This window comes from Nitrosovibrio sp. Nv6 (assembly GCF_900110495.1).
In the GTDB taxonomy this organism is placed as follows: domain Bacteria; phylum Pseudomonadota; class Gammaproteobacteria; order Burkholderiales; family Nitrosomonadaceae; genus Nitrosospira.
Genome location: NZ_FODX01000012.1, coordinates 1 through 21,757, shown reverse-complemented (window position 1 = coordinate 21,757; position 21,757 = coordinate 1). Strand labels below are relative to the sequence as shown.

Annotated in this window: 18 protein-coding genes; 6 read left to right on the top strand and 12 right to left on the bottom strand. The window is 51.7% G+C overall.

Annotated features, from left to right (window positions below; genetic code table 11):
* The first annotated feature begins 1,162 nt into the window (after positions 1 to 1,162).
* The gene (gene traD / locus BMX66_RS15000; RefSeq protein ID WP_090883650.1) at positions 1,163 to 1,279 is read left to right on the top strand and encodes a conjugal transfer protein TraD; all 117 of its coding nucleotides are present in this window, start codon (positions 1,163 to 1,165) and stop codon (positions 1,277 to 1,279) included.
* A 94-nt stretch (positions 1,280 to 1,373) separates the two neighbouring features.
* Here the strand turns inward: traD and BMX66_RS14995 are convergent, their stop codons facing one another.
* The 7 genes from BMX66_RS14995 to BMX66_RS14960 form a co-directional block, all read right to left on the bottom strand.
* Positions 1,374 to 1,589 (bottom strand): hypothetical protein, encoded by a 216-nt coding sequence (locus BMX66_RS14995; RefSeq protein ID WP_090883648.1) that lies wholly within the window; start codon positions 1,587 to 1,589, stop codon positions 1,374 to 1,376.
* Between the two features lie 825 nt (positions 1,590 to 2,414).
* Entirely contained in the window at positions 2,415 to 3,449 is a 1,035-nt protein-coding gene (locus BMX66_RS14990; RefSeq protein ID WP_090883645.1) for a replication initiator protein A, read from the bottom strand.
* A gap of 315 nt (positions 3,450 to 3,764) precedes the next feature.
* Positions 3,765 to 4,382 (bottom strand): AAA family ATPase, encoded by a 618-nt coding sequence (locus BMX66_RS14980; protein ID WP_090883641.1) that lies wholly within the window; start codon positions 4,380 to 4,382, stop codon positions 3,765 to 3,767.
* A gap of 296 nt (positions 4,383 to 4,678) precedes the next feature.
* The gene (locus BMX66_RS14975) at positions 4,679 to 4,948 is read right to left on the bottom strand and encodes a type II toxin-antitoxin system RelE family toxin (RefSeq protein WP_090883639.1); all 270 of its coding nucleotides are present in this window, start codon (positions 4,946 to 4,948) and stop codon (positions 4,679 to 4,681) included.
* Complete coding sequence (locus tag BMX66_RS14970; RefSeq protein ID WP_090883637.1) at positions 4,932 to 5,159, bottom strand: type II toxin-antitoxin system RelB family antitoxin; 228 nt, start codon at positions 5,157 to 5,159, stop codon at positions 4,932 to 4,934. Before BMX66_RS14970 ends, BMX66_RS14975 begins: the two co-directional genes overlap by 17 nt.
* A gap of 297 nt (positions 5,160 to 5,456) precedes the next feature.
* Positions 5,457 to 6,458, bottom strand: a complete 1,002-nt coding sequence (locus BMX66_RS14965) for a hypothetical protein (protein ID WP_143058265.1) — start codon at positions 6,456 to 6,458, stop codon at positions 5,457 to 5,459.
* A 90-nt stretch (positions 6,459 to 6,548) separates the two neighbouring features.
* A complete protein-coding gene (locus tag BMX66_RS14960) occupies positions 6,549 to 6,953 on the bottom strand; it encodes a recombinase family protein (protein WP_255398990.1) in 405 nt (134 codons plus the stop codon).
* A 481-nt stretch (positions 6,954 to 7,434) separates the two neighbouring features.
* On the opposite strand from BMX66_RS14960, the gene BMX66_RS14955 reads away from it, so the two are divergent.
* The gene (locus tag BMX66_RS14955; protein WP_255398989.1) at positions 7,435 to 8,709 is read left to right on the top strand and encodes a phospholipase D-like domain-containing protein; all 1,275 of its coding nucleotides are present in this window, start codon (positions 7,435 to 7,437) and stop codon (positions 8,707 to 8,709) included.
* A gap of 227 nt (positions 8,710 to 8,936) precedes the next feature.
* On the opposite strand, the gene cadR is transcribed toward BMX66_RS14955, so the two are convergent.
* Positions 8,937 to 9,362 (bottom strand): Cd(II)/Pb(II)-responsive transcriptional regulator, encoded by a 426-nt coding sequence (cadR, locus tag BMX66_RS14950; RefSeq protein ID WP_304528648.1) that lies wholly within the window; start codon positions 9,360 to 9,362, stop codon positions 8,937 to 8,939.
* 68 nt (positions 9,363 to 9,430) lie between these two features.
* On the opposite strand from cadR, the gene BMX66_RS14945 reads away from it, so the two are divergent.
* The 3 genes from BMX66_RS14945 (at position 9,431) to BMX66_RS14935 (ending at position 11,804) form a co-directional block, all read left to right on the top strand.
* Positions 9,431 to 10,048: a cation efflux transmembrane domain-containing protein gene (locus tag BMX66_RS14945; protein ID WP_090883633.1), complete on the top strand. Its 618-nt coding sequence runs from the start codon at positions 9,431 to 9,433 to the stop codon at positions 10,046 to 10,048.
* 73 nt (positions 10,049 to 10,121) lie between these two features.
* The gene (locus tag BMX66_RS14940) at positions 10,122 to 10,868 is read left to right on the top strand and encodes a ZIP family metal transporter (protein ID WP_090883631.1); all 747 of its coding nucleotides are present in this window, start codon (positions 10,122 to 10,124) and stop codon (positions 10,866 to 10,868) included.
* A gap of 396 nt (positions 10,869 to 11,264) precedes the next feature.
* Entirely contained in the window at positions 11,265 to 11,804 is a 540-nt protein-coding gene (locus tag BMX66_RS14935) for a hypothetical protein (protein WP_090883629.1), read from the top strand.
* 399 nt (positions 11,805 to 12,203) lie between these two features.
* Here BMX66_RS14935 and BMX66_RS14930 read toward each other — a convergent pair whose 3' ends face one another.
* The 4 genes from BMX66_RS14930 to BMX66_RS14905 all read right to left on the bottom strand — a co-directional run bounded on the left by BMX66_RS14930 (position 12,204) and on the right by BMX66_RS14905 (position 20,035).
* A complete protein-coding gene (locus BMX66_RS14930; RefSeq protein WP_090883627.1) occupies positions 12,204 to 13,640 on the bottom strand; it encodes a copper oxidase in 1,437 nt (478 codons plus the stop codon).
* 43 nt (positions 13,641 to 13,683) lie between these two features.
* On the bottom strand, positions 13,684 to 15,069 hold the full coding sequence (locus tag BMX66_RS14925; RefSeq protein WP_090883625.1) for a TolC family protein: 1,386 nt from the start codon (positions 15,067 to 15,069) through the stop codon (positions 13,684 to 13,686).
* Between the two features lie 214 nt (positions 15,070 to 15,283).
* Complete coding sequence (locus tag BMX66_RS14920) at positions 15,284 to 17,836, bottom strand: SPW repeat domain-containing protein (RefSeq protein ID WP_090883623.1); 2,553 nt, start codon at positions 17,834 to 17,836, stop codon at positions 15,284 to 15,286.
* 1,479 nt (positions 17,837 to 19,315) lie between these two features.
* Entirely contained in the window at positions 19,316 to 20,035 is a 720-nt protein-coding gene (locus tag BMX66_RS14905) for a sulfite exporter TauE/SafE family protein (protein ID WP_199679342.1), read from the bottom strand.
* Between the two features lie 92 nt (positions 20,036 to 20,127).
* Here BMX66_RS14905 and chrA point away from each other — a divergent pair, with 92 nt between their 5' ends.
* Positions 20,128 to 21,342, top strand: a complete 1,215-nt coding sequence (chrA, locus tag BMX66_RS14900) for a chromate efflux transporter (protein ID WP_090883615.1) — start codon at positions 20,128 to 20,130, stop codon at positions 21,340 to 21,342.
* Positions 21,343 to 21,757 lie beyond the last annotated feature (415 nt).

Below are 21,757 nucleotides of genomic sequence, written 5' to 3'. Positions count from 1 at the left end.
TTCGTATTTTTAGGCTGTGAAAATCTCTGTGGACGGGAAGCTATTTCAGCGAGTTATGTCCCCCTTTATGAATGATAACGTCCTTTATCATTCATTAAATGGGATAGCTGTGGGCGGGGATCTATCGTCCATCAGGTTATCCATAGGGTTGTCCATGGGACGAGCGATAGCGAGATTGTGCTTGCTTGCTGCTGAAAAGCGCTCTTGGTCTTTTCCTGGATGCGTGTTGTCAGGTAGAACATTTGGCTCGGATGGGTTTCTTCAGGAAGTGCGGGTATGGAAGCGTATAACAATAGCGGCCTGTTGGCCTATCCTGCATTAAGCTTTCCACTATCTTTCTTCGAATTTAAACTGTTTTTATGGATTTTGCGATTGTTTACACATTTATTGCTCTAATTGCACTTTGTATGTGATTACTATCGTGATATTAGACAAATATATGTGAATCGTTGTGTCTCTTTGCGACTCCATTCGATAGTAATGCACTATGAATAAAACCAGGCTGACCGGGGACCTTAATCGCTTGCATCAGGGTATGAAAACGATCTCGGACGGCCCGGCTGCGTGAAGTGATGGATGGTTGAAGCAACACTCGCCTCCGGTGTGCCGCGTGCAGAAGTATGCTATTCCCCCCATTTTTTAGCTGCGTCAGGTAGTAATGTTTAGGCGAACATCGCCAACTTCTGGCAAGGGGTTACTCCGCCTGCCGCCATGGAGCAGACGATCCGCTCCTGAATGTGTGGCGGCAACTCAGCCATCGCTATGCGATCTGTTTTGAATCTAGCTGTAGATAGTCACCCGAGCAACGATTGTCTCGATGATTGTTCGCAATTCATCCTGATTGCGTTCGATCCTGTCGAGCATCCGCAAAATCATCGCGCGGACCCCCGGGCTGCTTGCGGGCAAGCTGCTTCCCTGGTTTTTTTCATGGGTTTTCCTCTTGGCGGCGGTAGCCGCCTTAGGCCTCGCAGAGCAGGCTTTCCGTTGAGTGCGTAGCGCGAATAAGGACAAAGTGAAGTTATGTGACCAGCTTGCTGGTTATATAACTTCACATATCCTGCCCGGACCTTTACCGATATTTTTTTACATGGATCGATATAAAATGGTTAAAGAATCGTTATGTTTCGTACATTAAACACTTGAGGCTTACGCGGTTTTTGATTTGGGAGAGCTCCCGGGCGCACTGCTTGAGCTGGCCCGGGTGCCACCGGATGACCGGTGCAGAAGCGGATGGAAGCGCGCAGGCGATGCGCTGCTGGCAGAAAGGATGAAGAGCTAGATGCGTGGGGCGCTGTCCCACACCCGGCGTTCGCCACGGGGCAGGGGTGCAGGGGAGGCCTGCGGCCAAAACCTTATCCCCTGCACCCGCAAGCCTAGCGTTTGACCAGCTTTAAGACAGCATCAAGACCAAGCCGCTTCGCGGGGGCGAAGCCCGCCTTGACCCTGTCTTGAAGCTTCAAGTCGTATTCACCCGGTATTACAGAAGTAACAAAGCGGCTTTTTAAGCCCTTTAGAGCGGTTAAATTGGAAGGGATATGGATTTCCTTGGGCTTGAGGTAGAAATGCGCCTTAGAGCCTTGTAGACGCATTTAAACGGCCATCTCAGCGCTAACTTGCCAAACAGCCCTACCCTCCTTCCTAAAGACGGGTTTTGCGGTCGTACACGTATTACTAACAGGAACCAGGGGCAATTTCTACAGAAACCCGGCTGAGGCGCCGGGCTGCTTTGCAGGCCGGGGCTGATTTGTCCGGGTCCTGGTGCCCGAAGGGTGAGCCAAAGGCTCAGGTCAGATGGCAGCGAAGCTGGCAGCTGAGCCACCTGGATTGTCCCTTGCACTGCTCGTGGGTTAGCCAGGTTTATCTCTCGTTTAGTTTTTGTTTTTGGGTTTTTTGAATGCTGGGATGCCTTGTGGCTGGTTATGGCAGAGATGCTGGAGCTTCAGCAACGGGGGTCTTCTGGCCCCCGCTGGGGGCCTCGATAGAGGGGGTTTTTCGGGAAATTTGCTGTTGTGAAATAGTTATCCACAGCGGACCTGGCGCGCCAGACGTTAAAGATTTTATAAGTTAAAAAACGCGCGCGCGTTACATTTTTTTAAAGCAAGGCTGGGAGCGGATTTGAGGCTTATCGAGGTGGGTGATATAACGAGTAGGTGGTGGGTGATATAACGAGCTAATTCACAGGAAATAGTGGGTGATATAACGTTAGGGTAAGTAAAATAACGCCCTCGTGGGTGATATAACGATAATAGCCAACGGGACCTTCTTCTCTATTAATAATTTTTCCTTAAACACGTGCTATGGCTTGATTTACTTTCCGACCTTTTGTCCAAGACTCAGGAGTAACAAAAAAATTTGATGGTGGGTGATGTAACGATATGAACTCAGGTAAACGAGCTGTATAAACGGGAAGAAAGCTAATCTTTAACTGCTTTTCTAAGCAGGCTTAGCGCTAAACGCTTCTGGTTTTTCGTATAGAAGTACACTTGGCTTGATTCCTTATCCAGCAACATCCTATAGTCCGGTAGTGTGTCTGCCTCAATAATCGTTGTAATCATGCGCCTAAATTCCTTTAGCTCAGCTTTACTACCGCACTTCTCATGTAAAAGTTCAAGCCCTATTTTCCATTCAGATTGATGACCTGTATGTTTACGTGCAAGTTCGTACAAGCGCCGTTCGAGCGGCCGCCGAAGACGAAAATAGTCGCGATTGATTGTCAAAACTTCATGTGCCTGCACTGCATTAAATAGCCATTCGGATAGGGTGACTTCGATCGCGATCATCCGCTCATCATCTGGCGATCTTTCAATAATCTTCCATCGTTCAATTAACCCAAAGCCTTCTTTAACGCGTTGTCCTCCAGTCTTGATGTTGGTCTTAATACTCGTTCCTCGGAGCCGCTCCATTGCCATTTCAAGTCGGCCATACTCCTTACCACCGGTTGGTTTATTCGTTGAAACCAGGTAGTCATAGGCAGTAAAACGAACAACCCTATTTTTCGCGTCCAAGCGATCCCGGTTAAGGGCTTCGGTCATTTGTGACACGATGTAAATCAATACGTCTTTGTCAAATTGTGTGGCTCTTCCTTGCACACTAGGTGTAACGGTAATGCTCCGATTGCCGTCTTTGCTTTCCCAGTGCCACACGGTCAAATCCGGTTTAGTTGCAAGGGTGAAAATTGGCACCTCCATGCTTGCTCCATCATCCTTCAAGGCATAATCGAACATATCGCACAGAAAAAAATCTCGGGTAGGATGACGTACAGGCAAGAGGTTATGAGCGTTGCTCTGTTTTTCCAGTGCCGACTTTCTTTCGCGAGCTTCTGTTGGAGATTTGGCCGCAGATACGGACGTATCCTTGGCGAATAACTCAGGTTGCTGGGGCTGAGCAACCCGGCGCGCCTTTGATTTTGCGGCAAGCCTGACTACGTGGTCGGAGAGTTTTTTTTGCATTGACTCTATGTGTTTCTTTTTGCATTCACGACGTCGTGACGTCAATACGTCATTCTGTCAAACCCGGCAAACCCTTCTCTATAAACACTTTCGATAATCCTTCGACGGCAAGCGTTTGTATGCTAACACCCTCGGTAACAGCGAGCTGATGAACACGTTCCCATTCTGGCCGTGGCAAGCGTACTGTCAGGGCGACTATATCCCCCTTTCCCCTTCCGCGTTTACGCATTGACGGAGTCTCTGTTGTCATAGACTCTTGGGTCGCTATTGCACCTTTCCCTTTACGTGTGAATGCTGCTAATCCAGTTGCTTTACTCATTGCACTTGCTCCTTGAGCCAATTCCACAAAATCCTAATTTCGCCAGCAGCTTTGCCATCACTCTCAAACTCAGTAACCGCGCGTCCAGTAGCAACTGCGCGAGCGAATGCGCGGCGATCGATAATCTCTACCGGAGCAATTGGTAAACAGTAATCAGCTAGCACAATACGTGTTTCCCCTATCTCTGGCGAACGAAAAGGGCACGCTGACAACACGAATACGCCGGGAACGCCAGCTGCCTTTACAATATCCACAGCACTCGCGACTGCAGCGATATCAAAAGCAGTAGGGCGACACGGAATCACAACAAGATCAACGGCGCGTGCAATACGCGCCGCATCAGGTGCAGCATGCGGCGCCGTATCAACGATGGCAAACGTCATTTGTTCCTGCTGAGCAACTACAAGCACCTGTGGCAAGTCAGCAGCAGCCGCTGTCGCTACGATAGGCTCATCTTGACTGCGCGCCTCGCCCCACACAGTTGCGCTTTTCTGCGGGTCCGTATCAATAACAACTACCCGCTCACCAGATTCGTGTGCTGCAACAGCAGCATGTACGACAAGTGTTGTTTTTCCACTACCGCCCTTTTGGCTAAGAAAAGCTATTTTTTTCATGATGCCCCGACGTAGCGACGCCAAAGCTTCATGACGTCAATATAGCTAAAAATAAGATCGAATGAGCCAGTTTGGAACTACCCAACAGCTAGCAATTTAAGTGAGTAGATAAGGAGGGTGCCGTCATTACGCCAACTTGTCAAGACGTCATTACGTCAAGACGTCAAAACACACGCCCTATCTCGACCCAAATGCGCTAACGATTTCCATGACACTTACCTGCCCTGTCTTTGAGGACATCTTCTCCGGTCATTTTTATGAATAATGGCAGAAACCAAAACGGCTGAAGCTGCGCATCAGCGGTATACCTTCCGACGGTGGCCAATTCTCAAGACCAGGATACGTACAGCGTGATCCTCAATATTTGCAATAACGCGGTAATCGCCAACGCGATATTTCCAGAACTCATCCAGCTTGGAACCCTTTAGTGCTTCACCGATGCTGCGGGGATCATCCAAGGCAGCCACCCGATCATGCAAAAAAACCAGAATACGGCGCGCCACTTGTGGGTCGAGCTTGCTCAATTCACGCTCCGCTGCAGGGTCTAGCTCAACCCTCCAGACCATAACGCTTCATCACTTCCTCAATCGGTATGGTCTGAGTTTTACCGGCACGAATGTCGCGCAAGCGCTGCTCGGCAAGATATAAATCTTCGAGGTCATCCAGATGCTCACAGATTGCCTCAGTAATGTAATAACTCTTGGTTCGCCCAGTCTTGGCGGCCAAATTTTTAAGTCTGGCTTCCACATCACTGGGGAGCCGAATCGAGAGAACCATAAAAACCCCTTGCTGGTAATTGTGATACAAGTATCACATAACATGTGAACAAATGCAATTTCACGATGTTTCTTGCCGGCCTTCGCTTGTTGCTCTGGATGAGGTTAAGCCGAAAGGCTGTTTATGCAAGGTTCGATTCCAAGCTACGGACTCTCCCGCTTGATTTCTTGCTCGGCAGTGAAAGGGGGTATGACGTTTTTACGTACCGTTCGAACTCATAACCCTGACAAAAGCTAGCCCTGGTAGGCATCACGCCTGGCCCAAGGCTTGCCGGCTTTTCATTTTCCACTTCGGGTTTCAAATTACCCCCGGGAAATGGGCATTAACACCTGCGATAACGGAGTAGCCGATGCTTCCCGTTGTGCCCTTTTTTATCGAGGCTGGCGCTTGCTGAAAGGCCCATATCCCCATGTTGTCATATCGCAGGTTTTGGCTCCGGTTGAAAAATGCCCGAACCATAATGGGGCCTGCTGTCGGGCCTGTTACTGAATTTATCCTGATTCTGTAGCTGGGCGTATTCCCGTTGGGCCGCCCAGCATCATCGGTATGGACAGAGTCGAATATCGGCATGGCGGAGTCCAGTGGACTGGGGATGACTGGCAGCAACAGATTTGCCATTGACGAATCGTAGGGTAGCGTCACGATATCGTTCTCAGTGTGCAAACGCAGCATGTCAATATCATGCCGGGCATTATCAATAAACATTGTGGAAATCTGAAGGAGACGTATCGACTCGAATGTTTTCGTCTGCGAGAGATTCGGGATCACGTCCTCCATGAATTCAAAGGTTCCCGCGACATGAAGCGTAGTAGTCACCAGGTCCTGCGGCTCTTCCAGGGTCAGCAGCCAAGTGAGTGCCATGATCTGGCTGGTCGTGCCGCTCTTCCGTAAACGATTTGCGGGGGAACCCGTAATCCGAATCAGCATCCCGCACGTGCCACCCTGATTGAGCCGGGAGGTGTCAATGGCAACGCGCCCTAACTGGGGATGAAAGAATAAGGTCTTTTTCGGACATGAAGCGGAAGTACCGGAGATTGCCGGGCCAAGGACGAGGCTCTGCCCAAATGGCAACGGGGGCGTGGGATCAGCTCCGGCCTTAAGCCGCAGATAGCCGGAAGAGTAGAGAACAAGAACCTGGGGGAAACGGCTTGTAGCGGGTACGCGTTTTGCAAAGGATAAAAGCTTCGTCCTCCCCATTGGCTCGCCATTGATCAGGACTTCGAATGGGTCTTCGGGAATGCGCGCCCGCAGCTTTTTTATCACCCACGCGCCGTCGTTAAATATCTCTGACTTGTTCAAGGCGCTCTCGTCTTCCAAAATCTAGTTACAGAAGTCCTCAAATTCCGAAAAAACCCCCAGATTGAGGCAATCTTTGCTTGGCGGTTTTCCTTAGGCGCTGCTGCGGAGAATCCGGTATACAGTGGCTTCCCCAATGTTTAATTGATCGGCAATAGCAGTCTTCGTCATCCTCTCTCCTGCAAGACGGACTACCTCCTGCCTGATCGAGTCGGCAATTGGTTTTCGTCCCTTGTATTTTCCCGCTGCCTTGGCCTTGGCTACACCTTCCCTCTGCCGCTCCAGCATCATTTCCCGCTCGAATTGGGCGATGCCTCCTAATACGGTCAACATCAATTTTCCGGTGGGTGTGCTCGTATCCATTCCCAAGTTAAGAACGCGTAAGCCAGCCCCCTTTCGTTCCAGTGCCTGGATTATTCTCACGAGTTCGGGCACCGATCTGGCAAGCCGATCAAGTTTGGTGACCACGAGAACATCACCTTGCCGTATGAACTCCAGTGCCGTTTCAAGTTATGGGCGAACGGCAATCGATGATGTCTGTTCCCGGAAGATTTTTTGACACTTGACGCCTTCAAGTTCTCTCAGCTGAGACTCGAAACCGGCCGCCTGATCGATAGTTGAAGTTCTCGCGTAGCCAATGATCATTTTTGCCCTCACACGGATTAAAGATGATGTGATAGAGAGTCGATCATAATCCAAAAACATATCTAGTGATAGGTTTTTAGAGGGGTTAAATGATCTCTCACTAGGGCTAGCCCTAACGAGAGGTTCATCATGAGACGGCGTATGGTTCTCGTTTGCTCGCTTGCTGGGACGCGCCAGCAACCGCGCGCCCACGTTGCGGTAAACTAAGCCTCGTGCCAAATCATTAAGTCATCACTTTTACAGCGGTTATGACATAGTCCGATCCTTGCTGCATGAATTCTTGAATGACCGCATTGAGGCGATTGAAGAGAGATATGAAATCAGGTGCAGTTAATTGAGCATCCCTCTTTGGAGCGTTGTTCTCGCGTCGATCACTATAGTCTTGATATTTGGGCTGGCTGTGATTTTTGGTCGGAGCGAGAAAGAGACCATGCAGCGCGTTGGCCATTTTTACAGCGTAGCCGACGCGCAGTTTTTACGTTCCATAAATGGTCTCCTTGGTCCGACATTGGTTGCCGGCAATCGTGTTGAGACATTGCTTAACGGAGACGAAATTTTTCCGGCAATGCTGAAAGCGATTCGTGCGGCAGAGAAAACTGTTACCTTCCAGACTTACATTTACTGGTCGGGGAGTATCGGGCACGAGTTCGTGGACACGCTGTCGGGAAAGGCACGGGAGGGGGTCAGAATTCATGTCCTCCTCGACTGGTTAGGCAGCCGAAAGATGGAAGATTCCTGGATCCAGAAAATGCGCGATGCGGGTGTCGAGGTTGAAAAATATCATCCCCTCAAATGGCATACCTGGAGAAGACTGAATAATCGAACCCATCGCAGGATCCTCATTGTTGATGGAAAGACGGGGTTTACCGGCGGGGTCGGAATTGCCGACGAATGGAACGGCCATGCACAGGGACCGGATCACTGGCGCGATACGCACTACCGCATCGAGGGACCCGTGGTGGCGCAATTACAAGGAGCGTTTATCGATAGTTGGATCGAGGTAAAGGGCGACGTATTGGATAGTGGGGAATACTTTCCAGAGTTGAAGGAAGTCGGTCCCCACCTTGCGCAAGTATTCAAGAGCTCCAGAGAAGGCGGCGCGAATAGTATGCACTTGATGTATCTTCTCGCTATCACAGCAGCGAAAAAAAGTATTCATCTTTCCATGGCGTATTTTGTCCCCGACAGGCTCGCGCGGGATGCAATGGTCAACGCACTGAAACGTGGCGTGACAATCCAGATAATTCTGCCAAGCGGTCATATCGATACAACATATGTACGTAAGGCCTCGCGCGGAACCTGGGGTCCACTTCTGGAAGCAGGCGCGGAAATCTTTGAATTTCAACCCACCATGTTTCATTGCAAGATATTAATTGTTGACGAGATATACGTCTGTGTCGGGTCGACGAATTTCGATAACAGATCGTTCAGGCTGAATGATGAGGCCAACCTGAACGTTTACAACCGCCAATTTGCCGAGCGTCAATTGGCGGACTTCAAAGCGGATTTGGCGCGCTCAAAACGGATAACGCTGCAGGACTGGAAGAAGCGCCCGTGGACGGAAAAAGCCCTCGAATACGGGCTGAAGATTATTCGGCCACAGCTTTAGTGCAGCAGGCCATGAATCTACTTCCTGCATACTATTTATTTACCTCTGATCGTGCCGCCGAAATGGAGTCCCTGACATACCAGCAAACTCTAAATAACTTATTCATCCCCAGACCTCGGTTCTATGAGCCAAGCAATATGATTGGAGAGAATAACGCTTAGTTAATGCATCCAAGTTACCATGACTTGCACCGTTAATCTTCTAATTCGTCACTTGAACGCTGGTTCTTACCGCTGCCTGGATTGAGCCTCTGCAGCAAGTTCATTCAGTATTCCACATTCCTTTGCCGAGCTTTCCTGTTTGCACAGGCAACGCAGGCTTTTTAGTTGCTTCTCAAGCGCTCGCAACTCTGCGATGCGAGTAGTCACATGCTCGATACGTTCATCAAGCAGCGCATCGATATCGCCGCAGTTCTGGTCTGGCGCATCGCGAAACTTAAGCAGCATCCGGATATCATCCAAAGCCATGTCCAGGGACCGGCAATGACGTATGAATGTCAGCCGTTCAACGTTCGCGTCACTATAAAGCCGATAGTTGCTATCGCTTCTTGCTGGAGCAGGAAGCAACCCTTCCCGCTCATAGAACCGTATCGTTTCGATATTGCAATCGGTTCTCGCCGCAAGCTCACCGATTCTTATACTTTTACCCATCATCACTCCTTAAGCTTGACTCTGTAGTAAGTACAGGGTTTCTAATAACACTATACCGAAAAGGAGGAAAAATGTCTGCTTGCTGCAATGGAGGTTGCTCCGCAGAAAAACCGCCGGTTGGCCGGCGTTACCGCCGCATCCTATGGATTGCTTTGGCGATTAATGCTGGCATGTTCATCGTCGAACTCTTCTCCGGCTGGAAAGCTGGTTCCGTCTCCCTCCTGGCCGATGCCGTCGATTTTCTAGGGGATGCAGCCAACTATGGCCTGTCGCTTTTTGTCCTGGCCATGCTTCCCGTCTGGCGTTCACGCGCGGCTCTGATCAAGGGAATAACGATGGGAGGGTACGGCCTTTTTGTCATTGGTACCGCTGTATCGCATGCCGCGTCTCGCACCGTGCCGGAACCCGTTGTGATGGGCATAGTGGGCTTCGTGGCATTACTTGCGAATGTATCAGTGGCAGCGCTGCTTTTTGCTTATCGCAATGGCGACTCCAATATGCGCTCGGTATGGCTTTGTTCTCGCAATGATGCCATCAGCAATCTCGCGGTAATGCTTGCTGCACTTGGCGTGTTTGGCACGGGTACAGGGGGGCCGGACATTGCCGTTGCGGCGATCATGGGCATCCTGGGATTGACTGCTGCCCGAACGGTTATCAGGCAAGCGCGAACTGAAATAAAAGCCGCATGAATTGACTAAAATGAAGTTTGCTCTGCCTGAGTTTTGCTTGTTCAAATGAAACTGCAAATACCGAGGAGCTGGCATGGATTCAATATGGACTGTGCTCGGTTTGGCGCTTCTTCCCGCGTTAGGCAACTTCATGGGCGGCATGCTGGCTGAGCTTTTTGTAACGAACCAGCGCCGGCTCAGCAATGCCTTGCATGCCGCAGCGGGAATTGTTATCGCCATTGTCTCGGTTGAACTGATGCCAGAGGCACTGGAAAAAATCTCCGCCTGGCAAGTTGCTGTGGCGTTCGGTTTGGGCGGGCTGACGTACATTGCGATAGACAGCATCGTCGGGAAGCTCCAGGGCGCATCTGAACAGGATGCCTCCGGTAAGCGGGGCATGTGGATGATCTATATCGCGGTATCCATGGATCTTTTCAGCGACGGCTTAATGATTGGGGCAGGCTCGGCTGTTTCCTTCACCATGGCGCTCACACTCGCCCTGGGCCAAGTATTGGCGGATGTCCCGGAGGGCTATGCCACTATTGCGAACATGAAAGCAAAAGGGGTGCCGCGAGGACGCCGCATATTTTTATCGGCTTCGTTTGCCATCCCCGTACTGGCCGCATCGGTCCTCGCTTACTTCTTGCTGAGGGAAAATAACGAAGTCTGGCAAATGGGCGCGCTTTCTTTTACCGCCGGATTGCTAACCCTTGCAGCGGTTGAAGACATGATCTCCGAAGCCCACGAGACGGTGGAAGACACAAGGGCATCCCTTATGTCATTCACCGCGGGTTTTATCATTTTCACCCTGGTCTCTGCTGGCATGGAGGTGGGATCGTAGGCTCGCCTGGTTCGACCTGATCTGGTTTTGATTGTGGATCAACCAGCCGAACCCATGCTACGGCAGCTTTCGGCGCATTGCCTGCAAGCTTGAACGCAATTGTCCATCTTGCCCACCTGCTCGCGTAAAGCCTTCCCCTTCATAGGTCGTTTTCGTGCCTGATCTTGTTACCATGCCAGCCGCCTCAAGAGTGATAGCAATTGCGCTAGTCCTCCTGCTCAGCCTTCAGGCGGCGCGGGTTGAAGCCACCGAACATTTCAACCTCGAAGAAGGCTTTCCTGTCGAAATAGAAGATGCCTTTCCGATCGCGGAACATGCACGCGAGGTACAAATCCTCTCTCGCTTCCTCCGCACGGAGGATGGAAACAATGCATTTGTCCTGGAACCCGGGCTGGAATGCACCTTACCCCGAAATGGCCCTTCAAGATTGCTGTCCCTTTCGAAACAGAAGAGGTGAGAAATGGGATAAGACGAGGTAATGCTGCTCTCGAGGTGTTTCACAACCTCAATACAGAATTTGGCTTTGTACCGGTGTTTGCTATCGCTGGGCGAGGGTCGTTTCCAACGGCAAGCGGCAGTCAAGGAATCGATACCACCCTTAAGCTTATCGCCACCAAGAGTCTGAGCGATCGCGAGACTGACCGGCTGCATGTCAATTTTGCATGGCGACGGAATGGAGGCCGTGAGGAGGGCGAGCGCCGGAACAGCTATTTCGCGGCGATCGGCTACAGCCGGGTATTCTCATCGAAAACAGTGCTGGTCGCGGATTACGTGCACGAACAGGAACTGGAAAAGGGCAAGGCAGCACAGTTTATCGAATTGGGGTTGCGGCAAAGCTTGATTCCAGGAACGATATTATCCTTGGGTGCCGGGGCAGGCATCGGCAAGGATGCGCCTGATTTTCGGGTTACGCTCGGCATCCAGCTGGGCTTTTGATGCCCTCCCTTGCGCTATTCCTGTATGAGAAACTCAAATCCTAACCGATGCTTTCAATCTGTCTCTTGCGCCCAGTCAATCTCGGCTTTATCGTGTATCTTGGCTGAAGGACCGAACGGTTGATAGTCGCAATCAGAAAACTTGTCGCACAACATGTGACGTATTCCATCTGGGCACAAGAGACAGATTGAAGGGAGCTAAGATTTCAGGCCTGCGGGAAAGTATTAACCTTATAGTTCGTCGCATTCCCGTATCCTTGCCCTCCTCATAATGGAAGAAGGCTATTTGCAGCCTCTCAAGTGACTGGCATAACTCGGACCCTTGATAAGCTTAAGGATATCGTGACTGGGAAATTGAAAGGAAAAAAATTAACGGAGGATGTTCTATAAATTTTCATACCTAAGGACGGTAAGTGCGGTATTGTCCCTTGGCAATAGCTTCAAAAATAGCGCCTGGCCGGACGTCATCATTGCTACGCATTACTAGATCAAAATACTCTTCAGGCAAGACGCGCAGCACGGTCATCAGCCCTTTGATGCCCATGTGCCAGTTTTTTCGCATGCCACGAGTTTCCCGCTTTTGGTTGATCTTTTCCAACATCTCCCGGCTCATGTCCATATCCTGCATTTTCTGGGGATAACCGGGTACTCCAAAAGCCGGATTTTCCAATGCCGGTTCCGCTACTGGGCGATTCGGCAGCGAATTCAGGTATTGCGAAACATCCTCTTCGCCCCGAATGCGAGGTCCCACCTGACGTACCATGTGATTCATCATATGGTGGGTCATATGGCAATGAAAGGTCCAGTCACCAGGATTGAAGGCGATGAATTCAAAATCCTGGGCGACGGCCACGCCCACTAATATCGTATTCCTGGGTATCCAGGCACTAGATGGGATTCGTCCGCCTTCGGTACCCGTGAGCCAAACCGTATGACCATGAATGTGTATCGGATGATGCTGCATAGGGCTGAAATCCACCAACCGTATGCGAACGCGCTCCCCATGTTTACACGCCAAGGGAGTGGTATAAGGACCGCTACGCCCATTAATGGTATGCCAGTTCCAATCCATACGCATGGAATCCGGGGTGCTCGAATTGGGTGGAATGAAAAAGCCTTGAAAAATTAGGCCGAAATCACGATCGACGGGCGGATCATATGCAACACGGGGATGAATGATGAAAAACCCGATCATGCCGAATGCTTCCTGCATAGCCACGTGGCTATGATAAAAAAAGGTGCCGGTCTGATGAAGGTCATACTGGTAGATGTATGTCTCCCCAGGTGGAATAAGATGCTGTGTCACGCCTGGAACCCCATCGAATTCCACTGGTAATTCCAGCCCATGCCAATGGATGGAGGTCGGTTCCGGCAGTTCATTATGGACAATAATACGCACCCGGTCTCCCTGAAAGGCCTCGATAGTGGGTCCTGGCATGCTGTCATTGAAACCCCAGACGTTCATGTATTGTCCGGGAAGAAACTCACGCTTGACAGGAGTGCACCTGAGCTCGAATTCTTTTACTCCATTGACCATCTTCCAGGAGAGTTTTTTCAGATCAGGGGCTTCGAACGGGACGGGTTCAAGTCCCGAACTTCGAAAACCGGGAACGAGCTTTCCCAGATACTTATCAGAATCAGGCGGGCCGCCAAAACTGGGGCGATACCGCGAATAATCCGAGAACTCTGAATTGGAATTTTTAGATCTTCCAACTGAGTCTTTATGGGACTGAGAGGCATCAAGCGGCTCGCCATGTCCCCATTGGGCAGATAAAGTTCCGGCTGCTGCTGCAGCTCCCGTGAGCAAAATTCGCCGCCGAGTCACGTCGATTTTCATATCGATTTTTCCAGTAGTCAAAGGCCTAAGTAGCTATTTATCCTTATCTTGGTTTGGGAATCGCATCAATGTGACCGGGCGGCGTCACATCTGGCGGAGCCTGAAGTCCGTCAATAAGTAGTAGCCCGTCGATAGCAACTCTGGCGGTCCGCCAGGCAATCAATTGATCAACATATTCCATACGGTGCGAGAAAAAATCCCGTTGAGCTTCGAGTACCGCAGGCCAGGTTTCGCGATCCGCTTTATAGCTGTGTAATTGGATTTTATAGCGTTGTTCCGATTCCGGAAGTACCACTTCCCGGTAACTGTTAACGTGCTGTAGGGCGGTAAGATAGCGCTGGAATTGCTCTGCCAGGCGCCTGCGAAGTTGAAGCTCGGTAAGCTTGACCTGAGCCTCTTGTCGCCTCAAATCGGCTCGAGCTTGTTGAATGGTTCCCTGGTTCCAGTCGAAGATCGGAACCTCGACGAACGCTTGAACCCCGTAGACCGGCCCATTATCGACATAATTACGTCCGGCAGATACCTGAACATTGATATTCGGTATGGGTTCCGCCTTTTCCCGTTGAACCATGATTTGATCGGAGCGCATATTGGCGCGAGCTTGCCCAAGTTCCGGGCTTTCGTCTAGTAATCGCTGGAGGGCTTCTTCAAATTTGAGAGGCGGCAGATCCTCAGTCAGATTCCCCGAGATAGGCTCTTGGGGAAGCGATGTTCCCACGAGGGTAATTAAACGCTCTTTTTCCAGCTGCAATTCATTTTCTACCCTCTGCACGCGTAGCTGCTGCTGTTGAAGTTGCACTTTTGCTTTACGAATGTCAGCTTCATTGGCCTGGCCAACATTGAACATTTCCCGCACGGTCAAAAGATTATCCTCCCAATGCTTGAGGAGTTCCCGCTGAATTTCCACTCGCTCCTGAAATCCCAGAAGCCGATAAAATTGGATGACGACTGCATTCATTACCCGATATTCCTGGGCCAAGGCCTGAAACTCAGCCGCAGTAGCGCGTTCCAGGTATTTTTGGCGGCTCAATTCGAGTTTCCCAGCCGTTACAATCTCCTGCCGAATAAAACCTCCCTGAAATTCCCCTATAGTATTCTCCACGCCAATTTGACTGCTCCTGTAACCGACGACAGGGTTCGGGTAGAGCCCTGCCTGAAGCGCTTTGGCGCGCTCGCCTTCAATCTGGGTCCATGCCTGTGCCAGCGTGGGATTGTATTGTCTTGCAAATTGCTTCAGCTTTTGAAGAAAGAGAGGTTCCTTCTCAGAAAGATCGCTGGCTGCTCGGCCCGGGAAAGAAGGAGTTGAAGATGGACTATCGCGCTGAAACACGGGATCTGCGGCACGAGATGAAACCGGTTCCGTACGATAGCCGGCGCCGACTAGCAAGTCCTGGGAAAGGGAAAGCCTGGACCAGCCTATTATGGCCATTCCTGCTGCTATGGATATGACGAAATATTTAGTGCTTATTGTCAATCGATATGAGCCTTAAGTGTGAGTTGACAAACTCAAAATGAGAAAACACTCGGCAAGAAAATTTAATCAACTAACTCTAGGTGTCAGATCCTGTTCCATGCGGCACCGAACCCAGGCCATGATTTATTCTCCATGGATGATAATGAAGAGATTAATACCCTCTACTACCTTACACAATAAAACGGTCCCAACTGCCGTAATGTTCCCTGCTCAGCCTACCACGCGGAAGACTCAGAGCAACTACCGCAAGTCCGACAAATACTCCAGCCCATGAAGCGGTTACGGAAGCGCCCTCCAGCATCCATGGCGCCGCGATCAGCCATACCCCGAAGCCCACGTTTAGAAAGCGCAGCGGTCGCGCGACCTCGGCCATGGCTATGACGGCGACTGTGATGATCAGTGCACCGACCAAATGATCGCTGTTGGCCATCGGCGGTTCGGTCCCGAATATCAACCGGGTGAACATCAGCCAGAGGCCGAGGACGGCGCTGGCCACCAGATTCCAGGGGACCGTCACGCCGAGCGCCGCCGAGCGTGCCGCAAGCGCCAGCGGTGCGTCGAAATCGGGATGGTCATCCTGGCTGCCATCCGGTTGTGCGCCGCCACGAAAAAAAGTACACCAGAACGGCTCTCCACGGCGCATGCTTTGTGCCAGGTACTGACCCATGGCAACCAGTTCGTCCAGACTGTAGGGAATCATGACCAGCATCGCGATACCCGCCAGCAGGCATAGGCTGCACCAAGTGCCGATGACGATCGGCTGAATAATAATGAAATAGATGCTTACCACGCCCAGCGGCACGACGACAAACCCGAACATGGCGACCATCCACGGCATGGTCCGCCAGCGTTGCCGCCCGCCCATTACGCCCATCAATACTTCGAACAGGTAGGCGACTCCCCCAAGCCCTGCATCGGCCACAGGCCAAGCCTTGGAGACATCGGAGGTAATGATCGTTTCGGTGCCGTTCAATTCCTCGGCTCCCGCGAAAAACGGGTCCCAGGCACTATTTACGTGGCCCATCTGGTAGGCAGCAAGATGGGCCGAAATCAGGAAACCAAAAGCTCCCAAGGCAATGATCGGAAGCCGCTGCAGATAAGTTGATGGGCTATAGGTCCATCCCGGCGGCACGTCGGATTTGTCCATCATGCTTTCCATGCTCATGCCTGGCATCATGGGCACCAGTATGGAAAATGTGATCACCAGCGCGCCGATCATCGTGTTGTTGACATAGACCGCCGCGCTCGGGGCCCAGAACACTAGCGGCGCAAGAAGCAACCAGACACCCACCGTTGTGTTTGCCCATTGCGCCCAAGCCAGGCGGGGTGATAGCGACATCAATGAGAAAAGCATGATCAGCAGACCGCTGACGAGACTGCTCCATCCTAGTAAGGTGCTCCGTAATTCCAGGGGTTGCAGGCCCCGCTCCTGCGTTACCTGCAATACCGTTTCGCCAAAGGCTTCCTGTCCGAAAGATCCAAACCAGAATGGGCTGCTAGCGAGCCATGCGCCCAGCAGCAGATTGAGATAATGCACCCACAGCATGTCGAAGTGCATCTTGCGCATGTCCTGCATGTGTTCGCGCATCATCTCCTGCGCGTGAGCCGAGCCGTCGCTACCCTCATGCGCGGGCTTTGCCGTCACGTTTTGCGCCGCTACCTTTGCAGCATTGAGCTTATTTGCGCGATAGAAAGAGACCGGATCGCGTTTAAGCGCGCCGACCATTTTCGGTAGCGTTTCGCGCAGGCTGAATTGCGGTTTCCACCCCAGCAGAGCGCGTGCACGAGACGTATCCAACTCATAATGGTCCTCCGATACGTCGATCATCCACGGCTTGACGAACGGATCTTCTTGAAGGATTTCATTTTCCACCCACGCACCTGTTTTTGCCAAGGGCTTGGGCAATTGCGTGGTCTGCCATGCCTCGCCGTGAATTAACTGCCCAAGTTCGCGCTGGATTTCATCAAAACTCAGGACCTCGCTTTCGCCAAGCAGGAGGGGCAGTTCCGCCGGGAGCTCATGCCGGCGCACGACGACCTGCAGCAACGCTTGGGTCAGGTCGTCAAGATGCAGCCAGGACTGGCCAGTGTCGAGGCGGCCCGCGTAGAGGTGGCTGATTAGCCGGCGCTCATGAATTCGTGCGATCTGATGCGCGAGAATAGGCGCATGGCAAAGGTCGTCATAAACCCCTGCGGGACGCACCAGGACAACTGGAACGTTGGCGCGCTGTTCGCGGATCAGGCGTTCAGTGAGAATTTTCGACTCCCGGTACGGCAGCTTGGGATCGAGCGGCCAGTCCTCGTTGATCGGTTTGCCATGCTCACCTGGTGCGTGCACGAGCATGGTGCTGACGAAGATGAATTGCTCGAGCTCGAATTCCTGGAGGCCGCGCAGGAAGCGCGCAGTTCCATTGACGGTGACGGTTTGGTACTTGGGGTCCGGTTCGCCGCTGAGATCGAAATAGGCGGCCAGATGGATTACCGACGCAATGCGGCCGCCATAAGCTGTACGCAGCCTTGCTAATGCAGCAGCAATGCTATCGTCCGCAGTCAGGTCGATGCATATACATTCGGCAATGACTGGAGGATGTGGCGAGGTTTCGCGATCGAAGGCCACAACGCGGAATTGTTCGGCAAGTTTCTTGACCAGAGCCGAACCGATATAGCCACTACTGCCCGTAATGACGACAACATTCCGCTGCTGGTCTTCGTTGTCGCTCATTTTCTGGAAGTGAGGGGATGATTAATGGTTCTTCTCCGGGATACCAGATTTTCCGACCTCCCTGGAATGTTACTTTTCAAAAAATCCGTGCTCAAACCGCAATGCCATCGCTGTGCAAGACTAATCTAATGGAATAAGCGATAGTTGGCTTTGCCTTTATTGCTGGGACATCGCGGTTTTTTGCCAAGCAACCAAGGGGGCTTAAACTGCAGTACCCTGATTAACTCCGGCCGGCCATCTGTCGGCAACTCTCGGCACATTCGCGGCAGACTCTGGCGCAGTCTTCCATGCCTATCTGTTCGCAACTCTTGGCGCAGGCGTCACACACCTCGGCGCAGACTCTACAGATTTGATTGCTAAAAGCAGAACTGCTCAGCATGAAATTAACGGAGGTTTGGCAGATCTCGGCGCAGTTCATCAGCAGGCGAAAATGGTCGGGCGCGACATGCTTACCGCCTGATTCCAGACATCGGTTCATCGCTTCGTGCAGGCACGTTTGATAGCATCGGTTGCACGCGTCAATACAAGATTGCATTTTGGGATCGTTGGTATGAGTCATGGGATATCTCCTTTAAGTTGGTTGATTTGGCGAATCGGCTTTCAGCTTTAAGGAAGAAGTAAAAGCCGATCGGCAACCTTGATGCTTGCGCTCAGGAAAGTCTGTACGGGTGCGCACAAAAAGCGTTTTTCTTCCGTCGCAAGCAATACCACCCATCTCCGTGTCTGAAATTATTTGACCCCCCTGTATCCAACCCGTACTGTTCATTCAGGCGTGGCAGAAGAGAACCTTATGCCACATGCCATAGTTGCCGTATTGGCCTTTTTGAGTCCTGCCGATTCCCTGGCAAGAATTTAGCCTGCTGCTATAGTTTTTTTATCAGCGCTTGGCGAAGTGAGGATGTATTCAACCTCATAACTAATAAATTCTGCCGACCTCCAACGAGTAAAAGCTGATGCAAGTAACACAACTTTAAAATAAGGCTTTCGTCACGTTATACATCTCATTATGACCCTCAGCATCTTGTTCAAGAATTAAAGAATAATTCGCCAAGGAGATTCTCCATGATTGCCTCTCATTGCCTTCCCGATCGTTACATTCTGCATTCATTGCGTGTTTTACCGCCGCTTTGCTCCTGGGCTTAGCCGGCAGCGCCAATTCAAAGGAACCGGGCAGAGGAAAAACAGGCTCATTCGAAGTCAAATACCTTAAATTCATCATTGACCACCACTACTCCGCGCTGCGCATGACGGAATTGGCGGTCGGCAGCGATCCCACCCGTGACGATGCAATCACCTCCACGGAAGGCACCTCCCCTACTCCTCAAACTGAGCCCACACTGGCCAAAGCTTGTTCGAGTGCGCCTGATGCACCGTCCGGCTTCAGCTCGAATAGCAGTTGATATTCGTGCAAGGCACATCTGCGTCGCGCTCCGGATTTTGTAGCCAACTCAGAGTTGTGGCCCCGGGATGACTAAATGCTTAGGGCAAAAATAAAAGTTTCAGCCCGATCAACATGAGAAATGTCGCGACCACCTGGCGGAATTGCTTTTGCGAGACATGAGCGACAATCCACTCGCCAAGCTTGGCGCCCAGGAAGCTGGCCGGAATGAAGACCAACATGCCCCACCATAGATGATTCTCAAGGGATGTGCCACCCAGGAAATAGGTGATTAAACGGCCGCTGTCGACCATCAGGCCAATAGCGCCTGCTGTCGATATATAAACCTCCTTGGGGAGATTGTAGGCCGTTAGCACCGCGCCCCGGATTGCTCCCCCAATCCCGAAAATGCCAGCGGCAAAGCCATACACTGCACCCCCGGAGAGCGTTGTCCACAATGTTTGCCGTAACTCGAACTCGCTTTTCCACAGCAGAAACGCAACGTAGGCGATCAGCAGAGCGCCCAGGATTCTGGATAGAATTGTCTCCTCTACCTGGAACATGAGGGCAGCGCCCAACACCGTAGCAGGGATGCCGATAGCTGCAAACTGGAAGATCAGCTTCCAGCGCAGCCCCTTCCTGAACAGCCACATCTTCCAGATATCGCCAAACCAGTGGACGATGCCAACCAGCAGCAGCGTTATCTGCAAACCGTAAAATGGCACCAGGACAGGCACCATAATGGTAGAGGTGCCAAAGCCTGTAACAGTACCGACAGCACTGGCAACCACGATGAGCAGACTCAGAAGTACTATATCCACGATGTTTCCTCCCATGCTGCCAGGATTCCATGATCTGGATTGTAAGGTAACTTATGCCAAGGCTCCTTATACTGAAATAAAAGGATTCCAGCATGCAAGAAACTTCTGACACGGGCGCTCCTGAGCACCAGCATTGGGGCGAGATCCTGGGTGCTTTTCTAAAACTGGGACTCACCTCTTTTGGAGGACCGATAGCCCACCTGGGATATTTTCGGGATGAACTGGTCACGCGGCGCCGGTGGATCAGTGAATCAAGCTACGCTGATCTCGTCGCCTTATGCCAGTTTCTGCCAGGGCCTGCCAGTAGCCAGGTAGGCTTCGCGTTAGGGCTGTCAAGAGGCGGCTTTGTGGGTGCCCTAATCGCCTGGGCTGCCTTTACACTGCCTTCCGTGCTGTTATTGCTGGCTTTTGCCCGCAGTGCGTCTGCCTTTGGCGGGCTGCTCGGCCAAGGTTTGATTCATGGTCTAAAGCTGGTTGCCGTGGCTGTCGTTGCACAGGCTGTCTGGGGCATGGCGCGCAATCTTTGCCCGGATCGAGCGCGCGCCAGTATTGCGGTTGCCGCAGTACTGATAGTGGTTTTCCTGCCCGGAGCGCCGGGGCAAATCGGCGCAATCATCTCTGGGGCCATTGCCGGGCTGTGGCTTTGTAAAAACTTGCCGATAACAGATGCCGGTCACTTGAACATACAGCTTTCCAGGCCGAAGGCATTGCTTGCATCGCTGAGCTTTTTCGTCCTGCTCATCGCCTTGCCGCTTATTGCCACCGCGTCTTCCTCGCAAGCCGTTGCACTGTTCGAGGCCTTTTATCGGGCGGGTGCTCTGGTATTTGGTGGTGGTCATGTAGTTCTGCCGCTACTGGAAGCAAGCGTGGTCGAGACTGGCTGGATCGATGCGGACAGTTTCCTGGCTGGGTACGGTGCGGCGCAGGCCGTGCCCGGACCTCTGTTTACCTTTGCTGCATATCTCGGTGCTGTTGTTTCGCCTGAACCCAATGGAATCCTGGGGGCGGCCGTCTGCCTGATCGCAATATTTTTGCCCGGAATGTTGCTGCTGGTAGGCGTCCTGCCATTCTGGGATGGCCTCCGTAAAAGAAGCCGAGCTCAGGCGGCGATGGCAGGCGCTAACGCGTCAGTCGTTGGCATTCTGGCGTCTGCACTCTATGACCCGGTCTGGACCAGTGCAGTGCTTGCCGCTGCGGACTTTGCAGCGGCACTCGTGGCATTCATCCTGCTGGTTGTTTGGAAAGTTTCACCCTGGAAGGTCGTTTTGCTGACCGCACTGGGCGGCATGGGTCTATCTTTACTTTGAGGAAAGGGTGGGGACTATCTTCGGAAGGGGGGCAGCAGTGAAGTTAAGCACCCGCTCGGCATTCTATTGCCGCATCCCTGATTCCTTGGCTTTTTGCTACCAAACATATAGGTATCTTGATAAGTCGAGGAATCACGCAAATACACCGATGAGTGAGCCACGTCAGTTGCAGTTATTCCTGGTCGGCCTCAATGGAATGCAATGATGAGACGCAAACGAATGTCGTCACATTCACAGGAAATCGCTACTTATTTTGCCGCCAAACTTATACATAGCAGCTGGTGGTTTGTGACAAGCAGGAAGCGGGAAAAGGGCAGATGTTCGTATTTTTAGGCTGTGAAAATCTCTGTGGACGGGAAGCTATTTCAGCGAGTTATGTCCCCCTTTATGAATGATAACGTCCTTTATCATTCAT